Raw genomic sequence first — 18,710 nt, 5'->3', positions numbered from 1 at the left:
ACGTGAGCGGCGTCAAGAACGTATTGGCGGAAGCCCTGCCTCTGGCAGTGATGTATTGCTAGTGAGTGTTGCGCGACACATCATGCTGGTTCGATCGACTCGCCCTCGGCGCTCGCTAAACGCGTGTGGCGCTACCAACTGTTGCTTCTGACGGCCGCAAAAAAAGCATCGAGTTCCAGATTGAAGCGCATGGGTTCTTCAAGATTCACCGTATGGCCGGTCCTGGGATAGATCGACACACCTGCGTTTCGCATCCTGCGAGCCAGGAAAAAGCTTGGCTCGACACAGGGCGTGTCAACGTCGCCCGCGATGACAAGCGCAGGTACGGCGATGCTGGCAATCTCCCGCTCCAGGCTGTACAGAGAAGGTCGGCGACCCTGTACGCCCATCAATGTGTACGCGGTGCCCTCTGGGGAATGCTCGGCCAACCGATCCCTGAACTCTTGCCAGCCTCTGGGGTCCTTGTGAAGGAATGGTTGGCGGTACGGTCCTGATCTGTAGGATTCGACGAACGACTGGAATCCTCCATCCAGAATCGCTTGGCCCATGGCTTGATACCGCTCCTGATTGCCAGAAAAGCTTGCGGGGTCCGAACCTGATCCGCAGCCGACAATCGTGAGGGACGCCGCACGCTCCGGATAGGTCAATCCAACTTGCAGCGTTGTGAAGCTTCCCATGGACAGGCCGACAAAGTGCGCTCGCTCGATTTCCAGTGCATCGAGCAATCCTACGGCGTCGGCTGCCGCTATCTCCTGCGAGTAGCAGGAGGGGCCGGCCGGGATCGCCGACGGCGGATAGCCTCTCGCGCTGTACACCACACATCGGTAGCTTCTGGAGAAGTGTCGCAATTGGGGTTCCCAACTGCGATGACTTCCTGCCATCTCGTGGATAAACAGGATCGGCTCACCGCGACCTGCTTCTTCATAATAGAGCTCGACGTCACCAACCAACCTATTGGGCATATCTCACCTTAAGAGCGTGCTCGATAGCGATATCTTCTCGTGACTGCCTTGTTAATCATCCAGTTTCTTCATATTGGTCTTGGTGACAATATCGCGCCACATGTCGAATTCTCGTTTCTGGATGTCGTTGAACTCGGCCGGCGACGTCGCGCTGGGCAGGACGCCTAACCGATCGAAAGCATCCTTGATTTCATTTGTTTTCAGGGCGGCGTTCAACGCCGCATTCAGCTTGAAAACGATGGGGTCTGGCGTATTGCGAGGGGTCAGGATCCCATACCAGGTGGGGGTGTTCAGGTCGGCAAGGCCGAGTTCGCCGTATGTCGGTACGTCCGGTAACGGGCTCAGCCGCTGCTTGGCTTGAACCGCGAGAGCGCACAGCTTTCCGCTTTGAATGTGCGGCATTGCCGTGCTGACATTGTCGAAAACGGCGGCGATTTGCCCTCCGTAGAGATCATTCATTGCCGGACCCAGTCCGCGATAAGGGACATGTAGCATGTGAAGCCCGGTGACGGCGAGGAAGCGCTCACCGGAGAGATGCGACAGAGAGCCTTGTCCTGCCGATCCGTAGGTGTATTTTCTCGGGGAGGTCCTGAGCAAGGACAGGAAGGTGGACATCTTGCAATCCGGGACCAAGCCCTTGCTGGCGACCAACACACCCGGCGCAATCACGATCTGCCCCACGGACTTGAAATCCTTCAAGGGGTCATATTCAAGCTTGGCATAGACGTTCGGCGCCACGCCTTGAGTGCTCGCCGTCGCCATGCCAATGGTATAGCCGTCCGGCCTTGCCCTTTTCAGCATGCCGATGCCCGTGCGTCCACCGGCTCCACTCTTGTTGTCGATCACCACCGATTGCCGCAATTGGTCCTGCATGCCCTTCGCGATGACCCGGGCGATGACGTCTGTCGGACCGCCCGCGGCGAAAGGGACGATCAGCGTGATCGGTGCGGATGGGTAGTTTTCCGCTCCTACGGCTCCCGCAGCAGCCAGCGCTATTACGATTAGCGCGTGCTTGATTTTGATCATTTCCAGCATGATGACTCCCGCCCTGAATCAACGGCTTGCGAAAGTTGAAGCTTTTTTCCTTGAAGGCGGCTTTCGTGATCCGAAATGTGCGCGGGCGCTTCTCTCGTGTTTCGGACTGATCCGCCAGCGCCTAGAGTTCAAGCGCCATCTGCTGCGCGCTTCGCTCTACCGCAAACACCTTGCCGCGCGCCTCTCGGCCTGGTGCGGATTCACTGGAACCACTCAGATCTCGTCTACCGCTTCCTGGGCAGACGGCTCATCAGAAGTTGGTTGGTCCCGATTTCGCTACGTGACAATGCCCGCAGGCAGCATGGTGACCAGGGACCGGGGCCCCCGGGCAACTCCAGGGGCCCAATGGAATCAGGGCTTTAGCGGCACCAGACGCACCACGTACAAGCCAGCGGCTGGCACATCCGCTGTGATGCTTGCATTGGTGCCGTTAACGGTGCTGACGTCGTTTCGCGCAACGGTATAGGTAACGCCATTCGCGGTGCTCTGCACGGTTTCGAGAATCGGATTCGCGTACATCGTCGAAGGCAGCGTGAATGCCACCTTGAGCTGCGGATTCAGGAGATGTGCGTAGTCCCCATTGGTTTTAACCTCATAGGCATAGTCGGCCTTGACGCCCGTTGGCAGCGGATTGGGAGTGCCGAGGCAGATCGTGACGTCCTTAAGGCCCGTCTGCGGCGTCTTGACTGTTAGCGTAGCGATATTGTCGTCGGTGACGAGCGACAGGTTCGCATTGGGCACCGAGTTGGCGCCGAGGCTGATCTTCCTGTAGTTATCCGGGCAGGAGAAGGCTGTCGGCTGAGGGTTGGTCACGGGCGTCGAAGCCTCAGGAGTTGTACTGCCATCCCCGTCACCACCACCGCATGCTGCCAAAAACGTCGCACTCGAAACCAGACCTGCAATCTGCACTAACTTTCTCATCCTCCCTTCTCCTTTTGATTATTTATTTCTAGCACTAGATTTCGAAATTTACCTGTGATATTCGCTGGAAAATTGATCTTGGACGAAGTTAATCCTTTGTGAGCCGGCGAGCCACATCCCTATGGATCGCCGGTTTTTCGATAGAAATAAGTTGTAGATTTTCATGGAAACTTACGAAGTGAAAATGGCGCAGATGCATCAAAATTGCCTTGCATCAAGCAAATGGCGTGTTTTGTCTCGGCCTGTCGTGCGGCGGTTGGTTGCCGACTCGCCGCGACCGCTCCCGGCAGCCTGTGTGGTTCAGTGGGGTCACCCTGCGCAGATGGTGCGGCGCTTGACGAGCAACAACCGACGGATCGGATGCCGTGGACTTTGTTGCCGAAGCGTCCGGGATCGGAAGATCCTGCGGCTTGGGCAGTTCCCCATCCCTTGATGCAAGTAGCAGCCCGGCCCAGATGCATCCCAGGGCGACAAGCGCCAGCATAGCCGGCCACCCGTTCGCTTCGCGCACCGGCACTTCATCCCGCTTGGCCGTGCGCCACTCCCACACCGCGTAGCAGCCGAGCAGGAACACACCGAATCCCGCCCACCAGGGTGCGAAATGCATGGCAAGATCCCACTCCGCACCAACCATATGATGGTTGGGCTTCATCGGTTGCGCACCAGTTCGCGTAGCGTCTGGCGATTCCGCAGGGCGGCTGTCATGGCACCGGCCGGTATTCTGAACTGTCTGGCAAGCTTGTTGGCCACGTATCCCTGGCCAAGCCCTCGGTGCATGTGTTGTAGCGGCCGCCCTGCCAAGGTGGCGGTAGAGGTTGTCATCCCACGATCTCCGCGCCAGCCGGCGGCGTCTGCTTGCCCTGACCTGCGCCCGTTGCGGTCGGACTGGCGTCGGATAGCTCGTCCATCAAGAATTTCAGCAGCACCGTGCGCACGATGCTCGCAAGTGCCGCGCTTGATAGCTGTCCCGTGTAGTGGCGCAGTGCCATGACCTCCTGCCGGCACGCCTGAATATCCTCCAACGTCAGCGCTTCACCGCGGTCGACCTTGTCGACAAACCGGTGAACCGCTTGCGTGGACGGACAGTCCGCCGCCCTCATGCGGGCAATGTCAAAGGCTTCGGCGAATCCCCGGATGCTGTCCACCAAGTGATATTGCATGTCGCGGCCTGCGGCGTGGTACATCAGTTCGCCTTCCTCGGACAACTCCAGCGCCACACCGGTCTCGATCTGGTCCAGCACACTCTCAAGCGGCCCAAAGGCCGCATCCAGCCTCCATGGCTGTAACCGAACAGCGCCCTGCGGGCCTGCTGCGCGCGACCGATATGCCTTGCGTGGTTTCTTCGTCTTGCCCATCGTTCATCAACCGCTTCAATTCCCCAACGTCATCCTGCCGGTCCTTCCATCCCTTATCCGCCGAAGACTTCTCCATACTCATAAATTGGAATATCTCAGGGGTAGGAAGAGGACAGACCTCCTGGCAATGAGCGGCAAGCGTGGCAGCAATTCAATCCTCGCGGGTCTTGCCAGAAATGTGTGGACACCATGTATTCGACGCGACCGCTACCGCAAAAATTAACTTGATGACCGGCTTTATGCACGACTGTTCTCAGTAGAGCGGACAGGTCCTTGCCGTAAAGCACCCAACTCGCTGGTATCGAGTGTCTGTCAGCCACACTGATACACCACGTATTACGTCACAACGGCATCGGAGGACGCCATAGAACGATTTCGAAAGTCCTCACAATCCTGCTGGATGTCCAGACCATGTCGCGCAAGCTCAAGGACCTTCAGAGCTATGGCTACCTGATCGACGATTCGGCTCTGTGTGCGCTATCGCCCATACCGGTCTTGCCGTATCAACCGATCCGGGGGCTCAACGCTCGATCCGGAGCGGCTGGCGTCGCGAACGTATTGGCGGAAACCCTGCCTTTGGCATTGACGAATTGCTAGTGAATGCTGCGCGCCACATCATGCTGATTCGATCGACTCGCCTTTCGTCATCGCATGAGCGCAATCCTGCAGGGCATCAAGGTACTGGACCTGACCCGTGTCGTGGCCGGGCCGTGGGCTACCCAGAATCTGGCGGACATGGGTGCCACCGTCTACAAGATCGAGAAACCCGGTGATGGCGATGACACGCGTCGAATGGGTCCATTCCTGACCGACGGCGATGGCAACGTGACAAACGATTCCGCGTTCTTCCTCTGCTGCAACCGCGGCAAGCAATCGGTCACCGTCGACATTTCGCAGCCGGAAGGCGCCGAACTGGTACGCCAACTGGCAGCGCAGTGCGATGTCGTCGTGGAGAACTACAAGGCGGGCAGCCTGAAGAAGTACGGACTCGACTACGAGAGCATCCGTGCGCTGCGTCCCGACATCATCTATTGCTCCGTGACCGGCTTTGGTCCGGACGGCCCTTACGCGCCCCGCCCGGCCTACGACTTCATCCTGCAAGGCATGGCGGGGCTGATGAGCACCTGCGGGCAGCCCGACGGCACCCCTGGCGCGGCGCCGATGCGAACCGCGATTCCACTGACGGATATCCTCACCGGGCTGTACGCATCGGTGGCGCTGATGGGGGCGCTCTATCACCGTCAGGCTACCGGTGAGGGGCAATTCATCGATGCCGCGATGATCGATGCCGCAGTGGCTGCAAACGGCCATCTCGCGCTGGGCTATCACATGACGGGGAAGGTGCCGCAGCGCGCCGGCAACTCCAATCCGGTGGCATCGCCGTCGGAGGTGTTTGCCTGCCTTGACGGCCACGTTATCGTCGCCGCCGGTAACAACGGCCAGTTCGCGGCGCTGTGTCGCGTGATCGGGTGTGCGTCGTTGATCGAAGATCCGCGATTCCTGCAGAACATGGACCGCGTGCGAAATCGCCCCGTTCTGCGCGAAGCATTAGGCGAACGTCTGCTGAACTGGCGTCTTGGCGATCTGATCCAGGCCCTGGAAGGCGCAGGCGTGCCATGTGGCCCGATCAACGGCATCGACGACGTTTTCGATGATCCGCAAGTCCGGCACCGCGAACTGCTGGTACGCCTGCCGCACGGCAGTGGTGTCGAGGCGCCGACCCTGCGCAGCCCACTGCGCTTCTCTGCCACGCCGGTCACGATGACCGCGCCACCGCAACTTGGCCAGCACACCGAAGCGGCGCTGCGGCGCGAATTGGGGATGTCGGCAGCGGACGTGGAGGCCTTCCGGGAAAGAGGCGTGATCTGACGCAACGGACCATGGAATGGACGCGGGCTGCGCAAGGCAGCCCGCTTTTCATTGTGGTCGGGATATGCCGGCGCTACCGGCATATCGCATCAGTCCGCATCAGTCGAGTTTTATCCCCGCCTTTTGCACCACGCCGGCCCATCGCCCCGCTTCTTCCTTGATAAACGCCTGGAACTGATCCGCCTTGCCGCCGACCGGGTCGATGCCATAGTCGATCAGCTTGGCCTGGACGTCCGGTGCGTGCACCACGGCGTCGAGTTCGGCGGACAGTCTGTCAACGATGGCGGTTGGCGTCTTTGCTGGTGCCAACACGCCGATCCAGCTCGAGGGCATGATGTTCGGATAGCCGGCTTCAGCCATGGTGGGCACATCGGGTGCGGCCGGCCAGCGGCGCGGATTGGTGATGGCCAGCGCGCGAACCTTGCCTGCCTTCGCCAGCGGAATCATGGTCTGCACAGAGTCGAAGATCACGGCCACCTGCCCCGAGATAAGGTCTGGCAGCGCAGGCGAGATGCCCTTGTATGGCACGTGCGTCATCGTCATGCCCGTGCTCTGTGAAAACAGCTCGCCAGCCAGATGCGCGCCTGACCCACTGCCGCTCGAGGCAAAAGTCATCTGGTCCGGATGCGCCTTGCCCCACGACACCAGTTCCTTTACTGACTTCGGCGGCAACTGCGCACTCGAAACCATCAGTAGCGGAATACGCCCAATCTCGCTGACACCAGTCAGGTCCCGGATCGGGTCGTAGCTCATCTTCTGGTACAGGCTCGGGTTGATCGCGTGTGCGGCCACCACAACCAGCAGCGAATAGCCGTCCGGCGCGGATTTAGCAACGTTGTCCGAACCGATCATGCCGTTGGCGCCCGGGCGGTTCTCCACGACGACCGGCTGTCCGATACGTTCGGCCAGTTTCTGCATGACGAGGCGGGTTACCGCGTCTGACACGCCACCCGGCGGGTATGGCACCACCACGCGTACCGGCCGCGACGGCCAATTCTGCGTGCCGGCACTCTGCGCCATGGCGGGCACCACGAGCATCCATCCACTGGCGAGTATTGCCGCCTGCACGAGCCGCCGCCTTGCGGCACGGCGGGAGTTCTTCTGCGCTGTCATCACCACTGTCTCCTCCTGGTCTTGTCGCTGTTGTCACATAGCGGCGCCAGCCGCCTTGTTCATGCCGCGTCGTCCGACTTCCTCTGCCCAGGCAATGGGCACCGAGAGCGGAAAATCGAGCAGCATCTGCGCGAAGCTCTTGCCCAATGGGTCGGATCGCAGGCTCGCCACGCCGCCACCGGCAAGCGCGTCATGCATCAGGAAATTCAGCGCATTCAGCCCGGGTACCTCGAAACACTCCACCTCACCCGCCACAAGATGCGCGAAGTACTGACCGACGGCCTTCGGCGTCAGTTGCTGGCGCAGCAACGCCAGATACTCGGGCTTGCGTGCAATCACGCCGATGTTCTCGTCATCGCCCTTGTCACCACTGCGCGCGCACGCCAGCGCCACCAAAGGGCATGTCACGCGTGGGCCGTCAGCGATTGGGGCGGTGGTTAGCGCCACAGGCGCAGCGGCCTGTGGTGCAGCCTGTGGTGCGCCCATTTCGGCGGCGATGCTCAGGGCCACGCGGCGGTTGTCGAGTTCGACCGTCATTGGCACCGCATCCTTCGGCACCAGAAACGAGAAGACCTTGACCACCGGCTGGATATCTACGCGTCCCGAGAACGACGAACGGGTGCCGGCCGCCATCGACGTGCCGGCGGAAGCGCATTCGCGCTGCAGGATGGCCAACGCCTTTGCCCGAGCGTGCCGGGCGCCGATGCGCAATACCACTTCGCGCGTGGGCATCTCCCGTGCATGGGGACCGTAGTGCGATTCGCAACCAAGCAGTTCGACGATGGTCGCACTGTAGTCGCCGAACCCCTGCTCGGCCATCATGCGGCGCGTGCGTGCAAGCAGCGCTTCGGCGGTACGGCGGGCCTTGGCCGGCGCGTCGATGCCGCGAATCGCCATCATCGGACTGATCTGGTAGCCATCCTGCCAGGTGGCATTGGCCTTGTAGTGCGTGCCCGGCGGACGGCCGCGCGCGCCTTGCACGCGAACATGCCCTTCGTCGATGACCTCGACATGCACCTGACGGAAATCGCAGGTCACGTCTGGCATCAGGTAGTTGGCTGGATCACCGACTTCGTACAGGATCTGTTCGGATACGGCCAGCGGATCGATCAGGCCACCGGTGTCGTCGGGCTTCGACAGCACGAAGCTGCCATCCTCCGCGCAATCGATGACGGGGTAGCCAATGCGGTCCCAGTCGGCCACACGTTCCCAGTCGGTGAACAGCCCACCTGTGGCCTGCGCGCCGCACTCGATAACGTGCCCCGCAAGCGTGCCAGCCGCCAGCCTGTTCCAGTCGTCCCAGCCCCAATCGAACTCATGCGCCAGGGCGCCCACCACCACCGCGCTATCCACGCAACGGCCGGCGATCACGATATCGGCGCCCATTTCGAGCGCTCTCGCGATGCCCTGCGCGCCGGTGTACACGTTTGCGGACCATGGCTCGGTGGTTGGCACGGCGCTACCGTCCAGTTGTGTCAATCCCGCGTCGCACCAGCCTGGGAATGCGGTACCCACATCGTCCCCAGTGACCACGGCAATCTTCGGCGACAGACCCTGTTGCGCGGCAACCTTCAGCAACGCGTCGCGACAGCCCTGCGGATTCAGCCCACCAGCATTGGCGATGACGCGCACGCCACGCTCGAGGATGGCGGCCAGATGGGGCGCGATCGCGGCGTGAACAAAGTCGGTGGCGTAACCCAGGGACGGATCCTTGGCGCGGGCACGGGCCAGAATCGACATCGTGGTTTCGGCCAGGTAGTCATACACCAGGTACTGAAGTCCGGGCACCGTCAGTAACTGGGGCGTGGCGGTGGCCGAGTCGCCCCAGAAACCGCTGGCGCCACCGATGCGGACCGTGCGGGGCAGGCTCCGGCTGGTTTCCGTACCCCGGCGGCCGGTGGCGGAGGCGCGTTTCATGCCTTGCCCTCCCCTGCGTCCTCAGCCTCCACGCGCACCAGCAGGGTGCCAGCGCTGGCCTGTCCGCCAGCACGTGCCGACAACTCAGAGACGACGCCGGCGAACGGGGCGACGAGCGTGTGTTCCATTTTCATCGCTTCCAGTACAACCAGCGACTGGCCCGCCTCCACACGATCACCTTCCGCGACGTTCACCGCCACGATCCGGGCGGTCAGCGGCGCGGTGAGCGCGCCCGATGACTCGCCTTCCGTACTTCGACGGCGTGGGTCGTGTCGGATGAAGCGCCAGGCCCGACCGTCGGCAAACAGATGTATCGCCTGATCGTCGTCAGCATGGAGAACAGGCCGAGCCATACCGTCGCACTCGATCCATGCGGCCCCATCGGCGGCATGGTCGCGGAGCATCCGCACATGGACTGGCTGCGCGCTCGGCTCTCCGCGCGCGCTGACGGTAACGCGCCAGCCTTCTTCTGTCGCCTGCACTGTCGAGTCCCACGGCCTCCCTTCTGCGTGCAGTCTCACCGACGTTGTCATGCGCGATAGCGCGGCAGGCTCGTTCCGCGACAACTGGCCAGATGCCGCCAGTGCGGCAATGGCTACCACATGACGAGATGGTTCGGCGGGTTGCAGCGACGCCTGCATATGAGCCTCGACGAAGCCTGTGTGCACGTCATTGCCCGCGAACGCCGCGCTGGCAAGGCACGACGCCAGGAACGGCTGGTTCGACGGCACGCCGAGCAGCACGCAGTCCTGCACCGCACGCAACAGCTTCTGGCGCGCTTCCTCGCGCGTGCGCCCATGGGCCACGAGCTTGGCGATCATCGAGTCATAGTGCGTGGGGATGGTGCCCCCGGTGTCCAGCGCATGGTCGACGCGCACGTCGTGGCCCGCATCCGGGGCGCGCCACCGCAACACCGGGCCGCCCTGCGGAAGAAATCCCGCAGGCACGTCCTCGGCCGTCAGGCGCACTTCGATCGCGTGACCGTCGAACGTCACCTGGTCTTGCGTCGCTGGTAGTGTCTCGCCCGCGGCAACGTGCAGTTGCCATGCCACGAGGTCGAACCCGGTGATGGCCTCAGTCACGGCGTGTTCCACCTGCAACCGGGTGTTCATCTCCATGAAGTAGAAATTGGCGCCGGCATCGAGCAGAAACTCCATCGTGCCGGCTCCCACGTAGCCGATGGCCCGCGCGGCCCGCACGGCCGCCTCGCCCATCCTGGCGCGTAGCGCGGGCGATACCGCCGGCGATGGGGCTTCCTCGATCACCTTCTGGTGGCGGCGCTGCACCGAGCAATCGCGCTCTCCAAGGTGGATCACATTGCCATGCACGTCGGCAAAGACCTGAATCTCGACGTGGCGTGGTTGGATGACCGCGCGTTCCAGGATCAGTTCGTCATTGCCGAACGCCGTCGCGGCTTCCGACCGCGCACTGGCGAGCGCCGCGGGCAACGCAACGGCATCGGGCACCAATCGCATGCCACGCCCGCCGCCGCCTGCCGCAGCCTTGACCATCAGCGGGAAGCCGATGCGCCCGGCTTCTGCCAGCAAAGTCTTGTCGTCCTGCGCCTCGCCTTGATAGCCCGGCACGCACGGCATGTCCGCGGCCAGCATCAGGCGCTTGGCTTCGGCCTTGTTGCCCATGGCACGGATGGCGCTGGCCGGCGGACCGACGAAGACCAGGCCGGCTTCGGTCACGGCGTCGGCGAACTCGGCGTTCTCGGCCAGGAATCCATAGCCCGGATGGACGGCGTCGGCACCAGCGGTTCGCGCGGCAGCGATGATGGCCGCAATATTGAGGTAGGACTCACGCGGTGCGGCAGCACCGATACACACGGCCCGATCCGCGCTGGCCACGTGTGGGCTGTGGCGATCGGCCTCGGAGTAGACGGCAACGGTGCCAAGCCCAAGTCGGCGGGCCGTCCGCATGATGCGGATGGCGATCTCGCCCCGGTTGGCCACGAGCACGGTATGGAAGGGTCGGCAGGAAGCTGACATGAAATGCTCTCTGGAAAGTTTCTTTGCGTTCAGGCGTCTGTCGATTGCGCGGCGCAGACGATGCTGGCATCGAATCGCGTGACCCAGCGCGCATCGCGCTTTTCGCGGAAGGCCGCGATGCCTTCTGCGCCCTCGGTGCGCATGCACTGGGCAAACTGATGTGATGCGTCATCGAGCAGGCTGTCGACCGGCGTCGGGCCGCATCTGGCGACCAATGCCTTGAACTGGCGGTTGGCGTGTGGCCCGCAGCGGCCAATGCGGGTCAGCCACTCGGCGATCAGTTCGTCCAGTCCGGCGGCGTCTTCGGCCAACTGGTCTACGAGCCCGATCGCCTCTGCCGCCACGCCGTCCAGACGCTCGCCGGTCAGGCCTAGCCGGCGCGTCAGCGCGGCGCCGAGTCGATCAACGACGAATGGTGCGATCTGCGCGGGAATGATGCCCAGCGAGGTTTCCGACAAGGCGAACCGCGCCGCGCGCGTTGCGAGCACAACGTCTGCGGCACATGCCAGACCCATGCCGCCGCCCATTGCCGGCCCGTCCACGGCCGCGATCACGGGTATCGGAAGTGCCGCCAGCCGTGTCATGAAATGACCGAACTGGCGGTTGCGCGCGGCAACCGGGTCTTCGTGGCCAACATCGGCGTCAAGCCGCGCCTGGAAATTGCCGACGTTGCCCCCAGCGCTGAAGGTTCCACCCGCACCGCGCAGCACCAGCGCGCGGATGCCGACGTCGGCTTCAGCCTGCGCCACGATGTCCGTCAACACGGCGACCACTTCCGGAGCGAGCGCATTGCGCGTGGCCGGGATGTTGAGCGTGGCGAACAACACGCCCTCCACGCAACGTACGATGACTGGGTTGGTCATGGCTCGTCTCAGCGGTCGTGGCGGGACATCAGCCCCATCTGCTTGGCAATTACCTGCAGCATCACCTCGTCGGCGCCACCACCGATCGATCCGAGCCGGAAATCCCGATAGGCGCGATTGGCGTGGTTGTCCCACGTGTAACCCATGCCGCCCTGGAACTGGATGCACCAGTCGGCAATCTCGCGCGACAGGCGCCCCGCTTTCAGCTTGGCCATCGACGCCAGCTCCACCACATCCTCGCCCTGGATATAGGCTCGCGTTGCCACGTGAACCAGCGCGCGCAGCGATTCGAGTTCGGTCTTCAGTTCGGCGAGCTTGAACTGGATGTACTGGTTGTCGAGCAGCGGCTTGCCGAACGCTACGCGCTGGCGGAGGTAGTCGGCGGTCTCCTCGATCAGCGCGCTGCACGCCAGCCGGCGGGCTGCACCGTTCAGGCGCTCCTCCTGAAACTGCTTCATCTGATAGATGAAGCCCATGCCCTCCTCGCCAATACGGTTGCGCACCGGCACGCGTACGTCATCGAAGAAGATCTGGGCGGTGTCCGAGCACCACATGCCCATCTTGCGGATCTTCTGCACTTCCACGCCACGCACGAGTCTGCCGTTTTCCCTCAACGGCACGATGATCAGCGATTTGTTCTTGTGGACCGGCCCGTCCGACGTGTTGCAAAGCAGGCAGATCCAGTCGGCCTGCGTGCCGTTGGTGATCCACATCTTGGAACCGCTGATCACGTAATCGTCGCCGTCGCGACGTGCGCGTGTTTTCAGCGACGCGACGTCGGAGCCCGCTCCGACTTCCGACACGCCGATGGAGACAACCATCTCGCCGGCGATGGCCGGTGCCAGGAACTCGCGCTTGAGCGCATCGGAGCCGAATGCCGCCAGCGCAGGCGTGGCCATGTCGGTTTGCACGCCGATACCCATCCCGACACCTTGTGCGCGTGCATGGCCCAGGGCTTCGGCGGCAGCGACGGCGTACGAGAAATCCAGACCCAGCCCACCGTACTCCACAGGCTTGGTGATACCAAGAAATCCAAGCTCGCCCATCTTCCGGAATAGCGCGTGGGCGGGAAACGTCTCCGCTGCTTCCCATTCGTCGACGAACGGGTCGATCTCGGCCGCGACGAACCGGCGAATACTGTCCATGATGCTGCGGTGGTCCTGGGTATAAAGCATCTGTGTCTCCGGGGTACCTTGTTTGTTCAGATCTGATGAGGCGCGAAGGCGTCGGAAGCGTCAGAAACGCGCAACGCCGAACTGCATCGCGCGGGGCGTACGGGCGGCGGCTTCTCGCGCGGTGGCCAGCACAAAGGCCAGCATCGCGCGTGTGTCGCGTGGGTCGATCACACCATCGTCCAGCAGCAACCCGCTGGTGACGAACGCGCTGCCCTGGCGTTCGAAGTTGGCGACGATCTCGGCGGTCTGCGTGGCCAGCGCCGCCTCGTCCACTGGCACGCCCTTGCGCGCGGCCTGCTGACGGGCCACGATTTCGAGTGTCATCGCAGCCTGCTCTCCCCCCATGACGGCCGTGCGCGCGTTGGGCCACGAGAAGCAGAAGCGCGGATGGAAGCCACGGCCGCACATGCCGAAGTTGCCGGCGCCGAAGCTCGCGCCGCAGTACAGCGTGACATGTGGGACGGTGGAGTTGGAGAGCGCCTGAATCATCTTCGAGCCGTGCTTGATCATGCCGGCCTCCTCCGATGCCTTGCCGACGATGAAGCCCGTGGTGTTCTGCAGAAACACGATCGGTGTGCCGGACTGGTTGCAGGCCTGAATAAACTGCGCGGCCTTGGTGGCGCCAGCCGGATCGATCGGGCCATTGTTGGCGATAAAACCAACGGCATGGCCTTCGATGCGGGCATGACCGCAGACTGTGCCTGGTCCGTAGTCGGGCTTGAACGGCAGCCAGGCGGAGTCATCCACCAGCCTGGCGATAACCTCGCGCATATCGACCGGACGCTTGTGATCCAGGGTCATGACACCTTCGAGCTCGACGGCGGGGAGCTTCGGCGCCCGTGCCGGCCGTGGCGGCGTCTGATCCACGCGGGGCCAGTCGAGGCTGGCGACGATGTCCCGTGCCGTGGCAATGGCGTGCTCGTCGTCCTCGGCCAGATACTCGGCCAGACCGCTGACGGTGGCGTGTAGATCCGCGCCCCCCAGTTCTTCGTCAGTGGCAATCTCGCCTGTTGCGGCTTTGAGCAGCGGCGGGCCGGCCAGGAAGGCGCGGGCGCGCTTGCGGACCATCACGACGTAATCGGACAGGCCCGGCATGTACGCCCCGCCGGCCGTGGACGAGCCGTGGACCACCGTAATGACCGGTAGCCCGGCTGCCGAGAGCCGCGCCAGGTTGTAGAAGATCGTGCCGCCTCGCACGAATTTGTCGACCCTGTACTTGCGCAGGTTCGCGCCGGCCGACTCCACGAGATGGATCAGCGGCAACCGGTTCTCCAGCGCGATGTCCTGGCAGCGCATCAGCTTCAGGTTGCCGGCCTCGGTCATGGCGCCCGCATCGATGCCTGAATCCGTGGCCAGCACCATGCAGCGCACGCCGCAGACAAAGCCGATTCCGGCAACCAGCGAGCCACCGGGAATCGACGTATCGGGATTCGGATCGTCCAGCCCATATCCCGCAAGCGTGGCCAGCGGCAGGAATGGCGCACCGGGATCGAGCAGACAGGCGACCCGCTCGCGCGGCAGCAGCGCCCCGCGTTTCTGAAAGCTCGAGCGAGCACGCGACGACGCGTCGACGGCTCGCTGTTCCAGCGCGCGCAGCCGGTCTGTCAGCGCCTGCATGCCAGCACGCTGCGTGGCAAAGGTATCCGAGGTGGAATCAATCCGGGTATCGATGGGGATCATGGTGGGAGACCGGCTGGCGTCCTGTGGCGTCCGATAGCGCGTGTTGGCTTGACGGGTTGTATGAAGTGAATCCATTGCAATCCACCCTTCGCCGCCGGACAACCACAACGGGCGTCGTTGTGCATAATGTGCACAACTTAGGTATTAACCCTGCAACCTACTCTCGTCCTGCCGGTTTCCTTATGCCCTCGAGCGCCAAAGCGGATGCCCCCCTCCCCCAACCCGGCGTGCAAAGCCTGACACGCGCCTTTGCGCTGCTGCACCTGTTGGGCACACATCACGACCCGGGATTGACCCTGCCCGAGCTTGCCACGCTGGCGAGTATCGATCGCACTACCGCGCATCGCATGATCCGTTTCCTTGAGGCGGCGGGATACGCCGAGCGCGAACCGGCCGGCAAGCGCTATCACCTGGGCAGCGCGGCCATGGCGTTGGGCCTGCGGGCAATGAACCGGCCGCCTCCCGATAGCCGCATCGTCACGCGGATGAAGGCGGTGGCGCGTCTGACTGGCGATGCGGTGTTCCTGATTGGGCGCCTGGGCGACCACGGACATTGCCTGCACACCGAGGAAGGCGCGCATCGCATCAAGACCTTTGATCTGTTGACTGGCACGTCGCGGCTGCTGGGTCAGGGCACGGCGAGCATGGCGCTGATGGCAAGGCTGGATAACGACGAAATCCGGAAGCACTACAACCGGCATCGGGCGGAGTACGAGCAAGGTGGATTGAGCCTGCTGGCACTGTTGCGTGGCGTGGACCGCAGTCGCAAACTCGGTTATGTGCTGGCCGGCGCCGGCGGGGTGGCCGGCGTGGGCTACCTGTTGCCACTGGCGTTGGAAGGCGACCTGGCAGTCAGCGTCGTGTCCGCCGCGTCACGGATGCCCGTGTCGCGGCGTCACGAAATCGGCGCGTTATTGCAGGCGACATTCGGCGCGGATTGAGCCCCGAAGCCGCTAATGGTGCCGCTTACTGGTTCTTCATCGCCTCGGCCAGTCGCGCGATGATCTCGCCCTCGCTCTTGAATGCCTTCTGCGCATAGGCGGCGTACTGCTCGGGACTCATGTAGTTGCTGACCATGCCGTACTGGCGGGTCACGTTCAGGAACTTCGGGTCCTTGAGCGCATTGCGGAAGGCCTCGTCAAGCCGCTTCACCACTGCGGGCTTCATGTTTGCCGGGCCGACGATGCCGAAGGGCGAGTTCGACCACACTGGATAGCCGATCTCCTTCAGCGTCGGCGCATTGGGGAAGTCCGCGGCGCGTTTCTCCGACAGCGTCGCCAGCACGCGCATTTGCCCACCTTGCACGTAGGGCAGCAGCGTGTTCGACAGCACCGCCACATCGGACGAACCGCTCAGCAGCGCGGTGATCGCCTCGGCGTCGCCCTTGTACGGGACGTGGGTCCAGTTCGATTGCGACACCCGCGCCAGTTCGGAAATGGTCAAGTGCTGGCTGCCGTAGATACCGGTGGTGCCATAGCTGATGCCCTTCTTGTTGGCCTTGGCATCGGCGATCAGCTCCTGCATGGTCTGCCACTTCGCGTCCTTCTTCACGGCTACCGCGAAGTTGTAGTCTGCGATCATGGAGATGTATGTCAGGTCCTTAAGCGGGTCATAGCGCATCTTCTGCACATGCGGCAGGCGGAAGATCACCACGGGCGCCATGCTGAGCGTGTAGCCGTCCGGTTCGGTGGTCGCCATCTGCGTGGCACCGAGCGTGCCACTGACACCGGGCTTGTTTTCCACCACGATCGACTGACCCAGTTCACGGCCGGCCGCGTCGGCAAGCGCGCGTGCCACCTGATCGGTGACGCCGCCCGCGCCGTAAGGCACGATGAGCCGGATCGGACTGGTTGGGAACTCGTCGGCGGCCAGCGCCGGCGTGCCAAGGGAAGCCGTCAGCGCCAGGCCGGTGGTGGCCAGCGCGACACGGAAGAAGCGACGTCGTTGCATGAAGGTGTCTCCTGAGTTGTCTGCCGGATCTGTCATGTCCGGTCTGCGAGGTTGTCCGCACAGTATGACAATGCCGTCACGGAGGGGACCATCAGGAATTGGAGAATACCGGTCGCATATCCACCGATTTCATCGTCTACATGCACGGGTTGCATGTCGCCAAATAAAAAAACGCCCCGCAGTGCGGGGCGCTCCCTAACTCCATACCCTACCCTCAGGCTGCTTTGTTTCCCCGTAGCAGCTTCTTGTCAATCTTGCCAACGCTGGTCTTCGGAATCTCGGCCACGAAGGCGATCCGATCGGCTTCAGGTACCGCGAACTTGCTCAGACGCTGGGCCGAGACATGGTTCATCAACTCCGCGCGGATGTCGTCGGCGCCCACGTCCGAATCCGGTTGCCGCACCACAAAGGCCATCGGCCGCTCGCCCCAACGCGCGTCAGGCACGCCAATCACGGCGCACTCCCGCACGCCCGGCACGCGCGTGACCAGATTCTCGATCTCGATCGAGGAGACCCACTCGCCACCGGTCTTGATCACGTCCTTGAGGCGGTCCACGATCTGCACGAAGCCGTTCTCGTGCACGACCGCGACGTCCTGCGTGTGCAGGTATCCATCGGCCCAGAGTTCTTCCGACGCACTCGGCTTGCGGAAGTAACTGCGGGTCAGGTATGGCGCGCGCAGCACGATCTCGCCCTGGCTTTGGCCATCGCGTGGCAGTTCCCGCATGTCCGTCCCCACGATGCGGAAGTCTGCCAGCGGCACCGGCCGGCCCGTCGAGCAGCGCAGGCGGACCTCTTCCTCGCGGCTGGCCGGCTGGTATCCCGGCGGCAACTGCGCCAGCGCGACGATCGGGCCGGTTTCGGACATGCCGTAGCCGGCGAAGATGTCGATACCTCGCTCCAGCGCGGCCTCGCACAAGGACGGTGGCAGCGCCGAACCGCCGATGATGATCTTCCAGCCGCTCAGGTCCTGCCCGCCTGCCTCTGCGGCGTGCAGCAGCATCTGCAGGATCGTCGGCACGCAGTGCGAGAACGACACCTTCTCCTCGGCACGCAGCTTCAGCAGCATTTCGGGCGCGTAGCGGCCCGGCAGCGCCGTGCGCAGGCCCAGCGTGATCGCAACATACGGGATGCCCCACGCCATCACATGGAACATCGGCGTGATCGGCATGTACACATCCTCGCGATGCATGCGCTGGCCTTCGCGCGGCGAGCACAGGCTGGCCGTCGCGGTCAGCGTATGCAGCACGATGTCGCGATGGCTGTAGCACACACCCTTGGGGTCGCCGGTGGTGCCTGTCGTATAGAACGTGGCGGCCTTCGTGCGCTCGTCGAACTCCGGAAACTCGAAGTCCGGCGAGGCGGCGCCGACCAGTGCTTCGTACTCGCCGGCGAACGGGATAGCCGTGTCGGGCACGGTCTGTCCGTCCGCCATCAGCACGAAGCGTGGCTTGCACGTGAGCTTGTCCCGGATCTGGTCGATCACGGGCACGAAGTCCGGATGCACCAGCACGACGTCTGCGCCCGCGTCATTCAGCGTGTACAGGATCTGCTGCGGCGACAGGCGAACGTTGACCGTGAAGAGCGTGGCGCCCATCATCGGCACGCCGAAATAGCACTCCAGGTAGCGGTGGCTGTCCCAGTCCATCACGGCCACTGTGGAGCCGTGATGTACACCGAGGGCCGAAAGCGAATTGGCCAGCTTTCCCACGCGCTCGCGGAATTCGCGATAGGTGTAGCGCAGTTCTCCGCGGTAGCTGATCTCCTGGTCGCCATACAGACTCATGGCGTTGATCAGGAGCTGCTTGACCAGCAGAGGGTATGCGTAGGCCGAACGCGCGGAAACGATCAGGTTCTCCATATTGACTCCGGTACT

At 63.1% G+C, this 18,710-nt stretch carries 16 protein-coding genes and 1 pseudogene; 4 read left to right on the top strand and 13 right to left on the bottom strand.

What is annotated here, in order from left to right; all coding sequences use genetic code 11:
* Window positions 1–131: 131 nt before the first annotated feature.
* Window positions 132–962, bottom strand: a complete 831-nt coding sequence (locus K6G35_RS07735; protein WP_495676303.1) for an alpha/beta fold hydrolase — start codon at window positions 960–962, stop codon at window positions 132–134.
* 51 nt (window positions 963–1,013) lie between these two features.
* Window positions 1,014–1,997: a Bug family tripartite tricarboxylate transporter substrate binding protein gene (locus K6G35_RS07730; protein WP_008644734.1), complete on the bottom strand. Its 984-nt coding sequence runs from the start codon at window positions 1,995–1,997 to the stop codon at window positions 1,014–1,016.
* 58 nt (window positions 1,998–2,055) lie between these two features.
* Between K6G35_RS07730 and K6G35_RS07725 the strand changes: the two are divergent.
* A pseudogene (locus K6G35_RS07725) lies at window positions 2,056–2,229 on the top strand (IS6 family transposase); the annotation flags it as partial.
* Between the two features lie 119 nt (window positions 2,230–2,348).
* On the opposite strand, the gene K6G35_RS07720 reads toward K6G35_RS07725, so the two are convergent.
* From K6G35_RS07720 to K6G35_RS07710, 3 genes are all read right to left on the bottom strand, one after another.
* Window positions 2,349–2,810: a hypothetical protein gene (locus K6G35_RS07720; RefSeq protein WP_008644732.1), complete on the bottom strand. Its 462-nt coding sequence runs from the start codon at window positions 2,808–2,810 to the stop codon at window positions 2,349–2,351.
* A gap of 322 nt (window positions 2,811–3,132) precedes the next feature.
* On the bottom strand, window positions 3,133–3,570 hold the full coding sequence (locus K6G35_RS07715; protein WP_035882209.1) for a hypothetical protein: 438 nt from the start codon (window positions 3,568–3,570) through the stop codon (window positions 3,133–3,135).
* Window positions 3,571–3,736: 166 nt separating this feature from the next.
* Window positions 3,737–4,273 (bottom strand): hypothetical protein, encoded by a 537-nt coding sequence (locus tag K6G35_RS07710; protein ID WP_008644723.1) that lies wholly within the window; start codon window positions 4,271–4,273, stop codon window positions 3,737–3,739.
* Between the two features lie 411 nt (window positions 4,274–4,684).
* Here K6G35_RS07710 and K6G35_RS07705 point away from each other — a divergent pair, with 411 nt between their 5' ends.
* Both K6G35_RS07705 and K6G35_RS07700 read left to right on the top strand, forming a co-directional pair.
* Window positions 4,685–4,870, top strand: coding sequence for a hypothetical protein (locus tag K6G35_RS07705; protein ID WP_152414962.1), 186 nt, complete (start codon window positions 4,685–4,687; stop codon window positions 4,868–4,870).
* Between the two features lie 54 nt (window positions 4,871–4,924).
* On the top strand, window positions 4,925–6,142 hold the full coding sequence (locus tag K6G35_RS07700) for a CaiB/BaiF CoA transferase family protein (protein WP_008644717.1): 1,218 nt from the start codon (window positions 4,925–4,927) through the stop codon (window positions 6,140–6,142).
* Window positions 6,143–6,241: 99 nt separating this feature from the next.
* Here the strand turns inward: K6G35_RS07700 and K6G35_RS07695 are convergent, their stop codons facing one another.
* Genes K6G35_RS07695 through K6G35_RS07670 form a run of 6 tightly spaced genes read right to left on the bottom strand, consistent with a single transcriptional unit; the run spans window position 6,242 to window position 14,884 of the window.
* The gene (locus K6G35_RS07695; protein ID WP_495676302.1) at window positions 6,242–7,255 is read right to left on the bottom strand and encodes a tripartite tricarboxylate transporter substrate binding protein; all 1,014 of its coding nucleotides are present in this window, start codon (window positions 7,253–7,255) and stop codon (window positions 6,242–6,244) included.
* Between the two features lie 33 nt (window positions 7,256–7,288).
* Window positions 7,289–9,172, bottom strand: a complete 1,884-nt coding sequence (locus K6G35_RS07690) for an acyclic terpene utilization AtuA family protein (RefSeq protein WP_495676301.1) — start codon at window positions 9,170–9,172, stop codon at window positions 7,289–7,291.
* Entirely contained in the window at window positions 9,169–11,166 is a 1,998-nt protein-coding gene (locus tag K6G35_RS07685; protein ID WP_035882203.1) for an acetyl/propionyl/methylcrotonyl-CoA carboxylase subunit alpha, read from the bottom strand. The genes K6G35_RS07690 and K6G35_RS07685 overlap by 4 nt, the downstream gene beginning before the upstream one ends.
* 29 nt (window positions 11,167–11,195) lie before the next feature.
* The gene (locus tag K6G35_RS07680; protein WP_008644712.1) at window positions 11,196–12,029 is read right to left on the bottom strand and encodes an enoyl-CoA hydratase/isomerase family protein; all 834 of its coding nucleotides are present in this window, start codon (window positions 12,027–12,029) and stop codon (window positions 11,196–11,198) included.
* A gap of 8 nt (window positions 12,030–12,037) precedes the next feature.
* Window positions 12,038–13,204, bottom strand: a complete 1,167-nt coding sequence (locus tag K6G35_RS07675) for an acyl-CoA dehydrogenase family protein (protein ID WP_008644711.1) — start codon at window positions 13,202–13,204, stop codon at window positions 12,038–12,040.
* Between the two features lie 60 nt (window positions 13,205–13,264).
* On the bottom strand, window positions 13,265–14,884 hold the full coding sequence (locus K6G35_RS07670; RefSeq protein WP_495676300.1) for an acyl-CoA carboxylase subunit beta: 1,620 nt from the start codon (window positions 14,882–14,884) through the stop codon (window positions 13,265–13,267).
* Between the two features lie 227 nt (window positions 14,885–15,111).
* On the opposite strand from K6G35_RS07670, the gene K6G35_RS07665 reads away from it, so the two are divergent.
* Window positions 15,112–15,825 (top strand): IclR family transcriptional regulator, encoded by a 714-nt coding sequence (locus K6G35_RS07665; protein WP_008644709.1) that lies wholly within the window; start codon window positions 15,112–15,114, stop codon window positions 15,823–15,825.
* Between the two features lie 25 nt (window positions 15,826–15,850).
* On the opposite strand, the gene K6G35_RS07660 is transcribed toward K6G35_RS07665, so the two are convergent.
* Both K6G35_RS07660 and K6G35_RS07655 read right to left on the bottom strand, forming a co-directional pair.
* Window positions 15,851–16,834 carry a tripartite tricarboxylate transporter substrate binding protein gene (locus tag K6G35_RS07660; protein ID WP_495676299.1) on the bottom strand — a complete coding sequence of 328 codons (984 nt, stop codon included), beginning with the start codon at window positions 16,832–16,834 and terminating at the stop codon, window positions 15,851–15,853.
* A 214-nt stretch (window positions 16,835–17,048) separates the two neighbouring features.
* The gene (locus K6G35_RS07655; protein WP_495676298.1) at window positions 17,049–18,695 is read right to left on the bottom strand and encodes a fatty acid--CoA ligase; all 1,647 of its coding nucleotides are present in this window, start codon (window positions 18,693–18,695) and stop codon (window positions 17,049–17,051) included.
* Window positions 18,696–18,710 lie beyond the last annotated feature (15 nt).

Source organism: Cupriavidus sp. HY129 (genome assembly GCF_059492215.1).
Note: the sequence above shows the minus strand (reverse complement) of the source record. Positions and strands in the feature narration are given on the sequence as shown.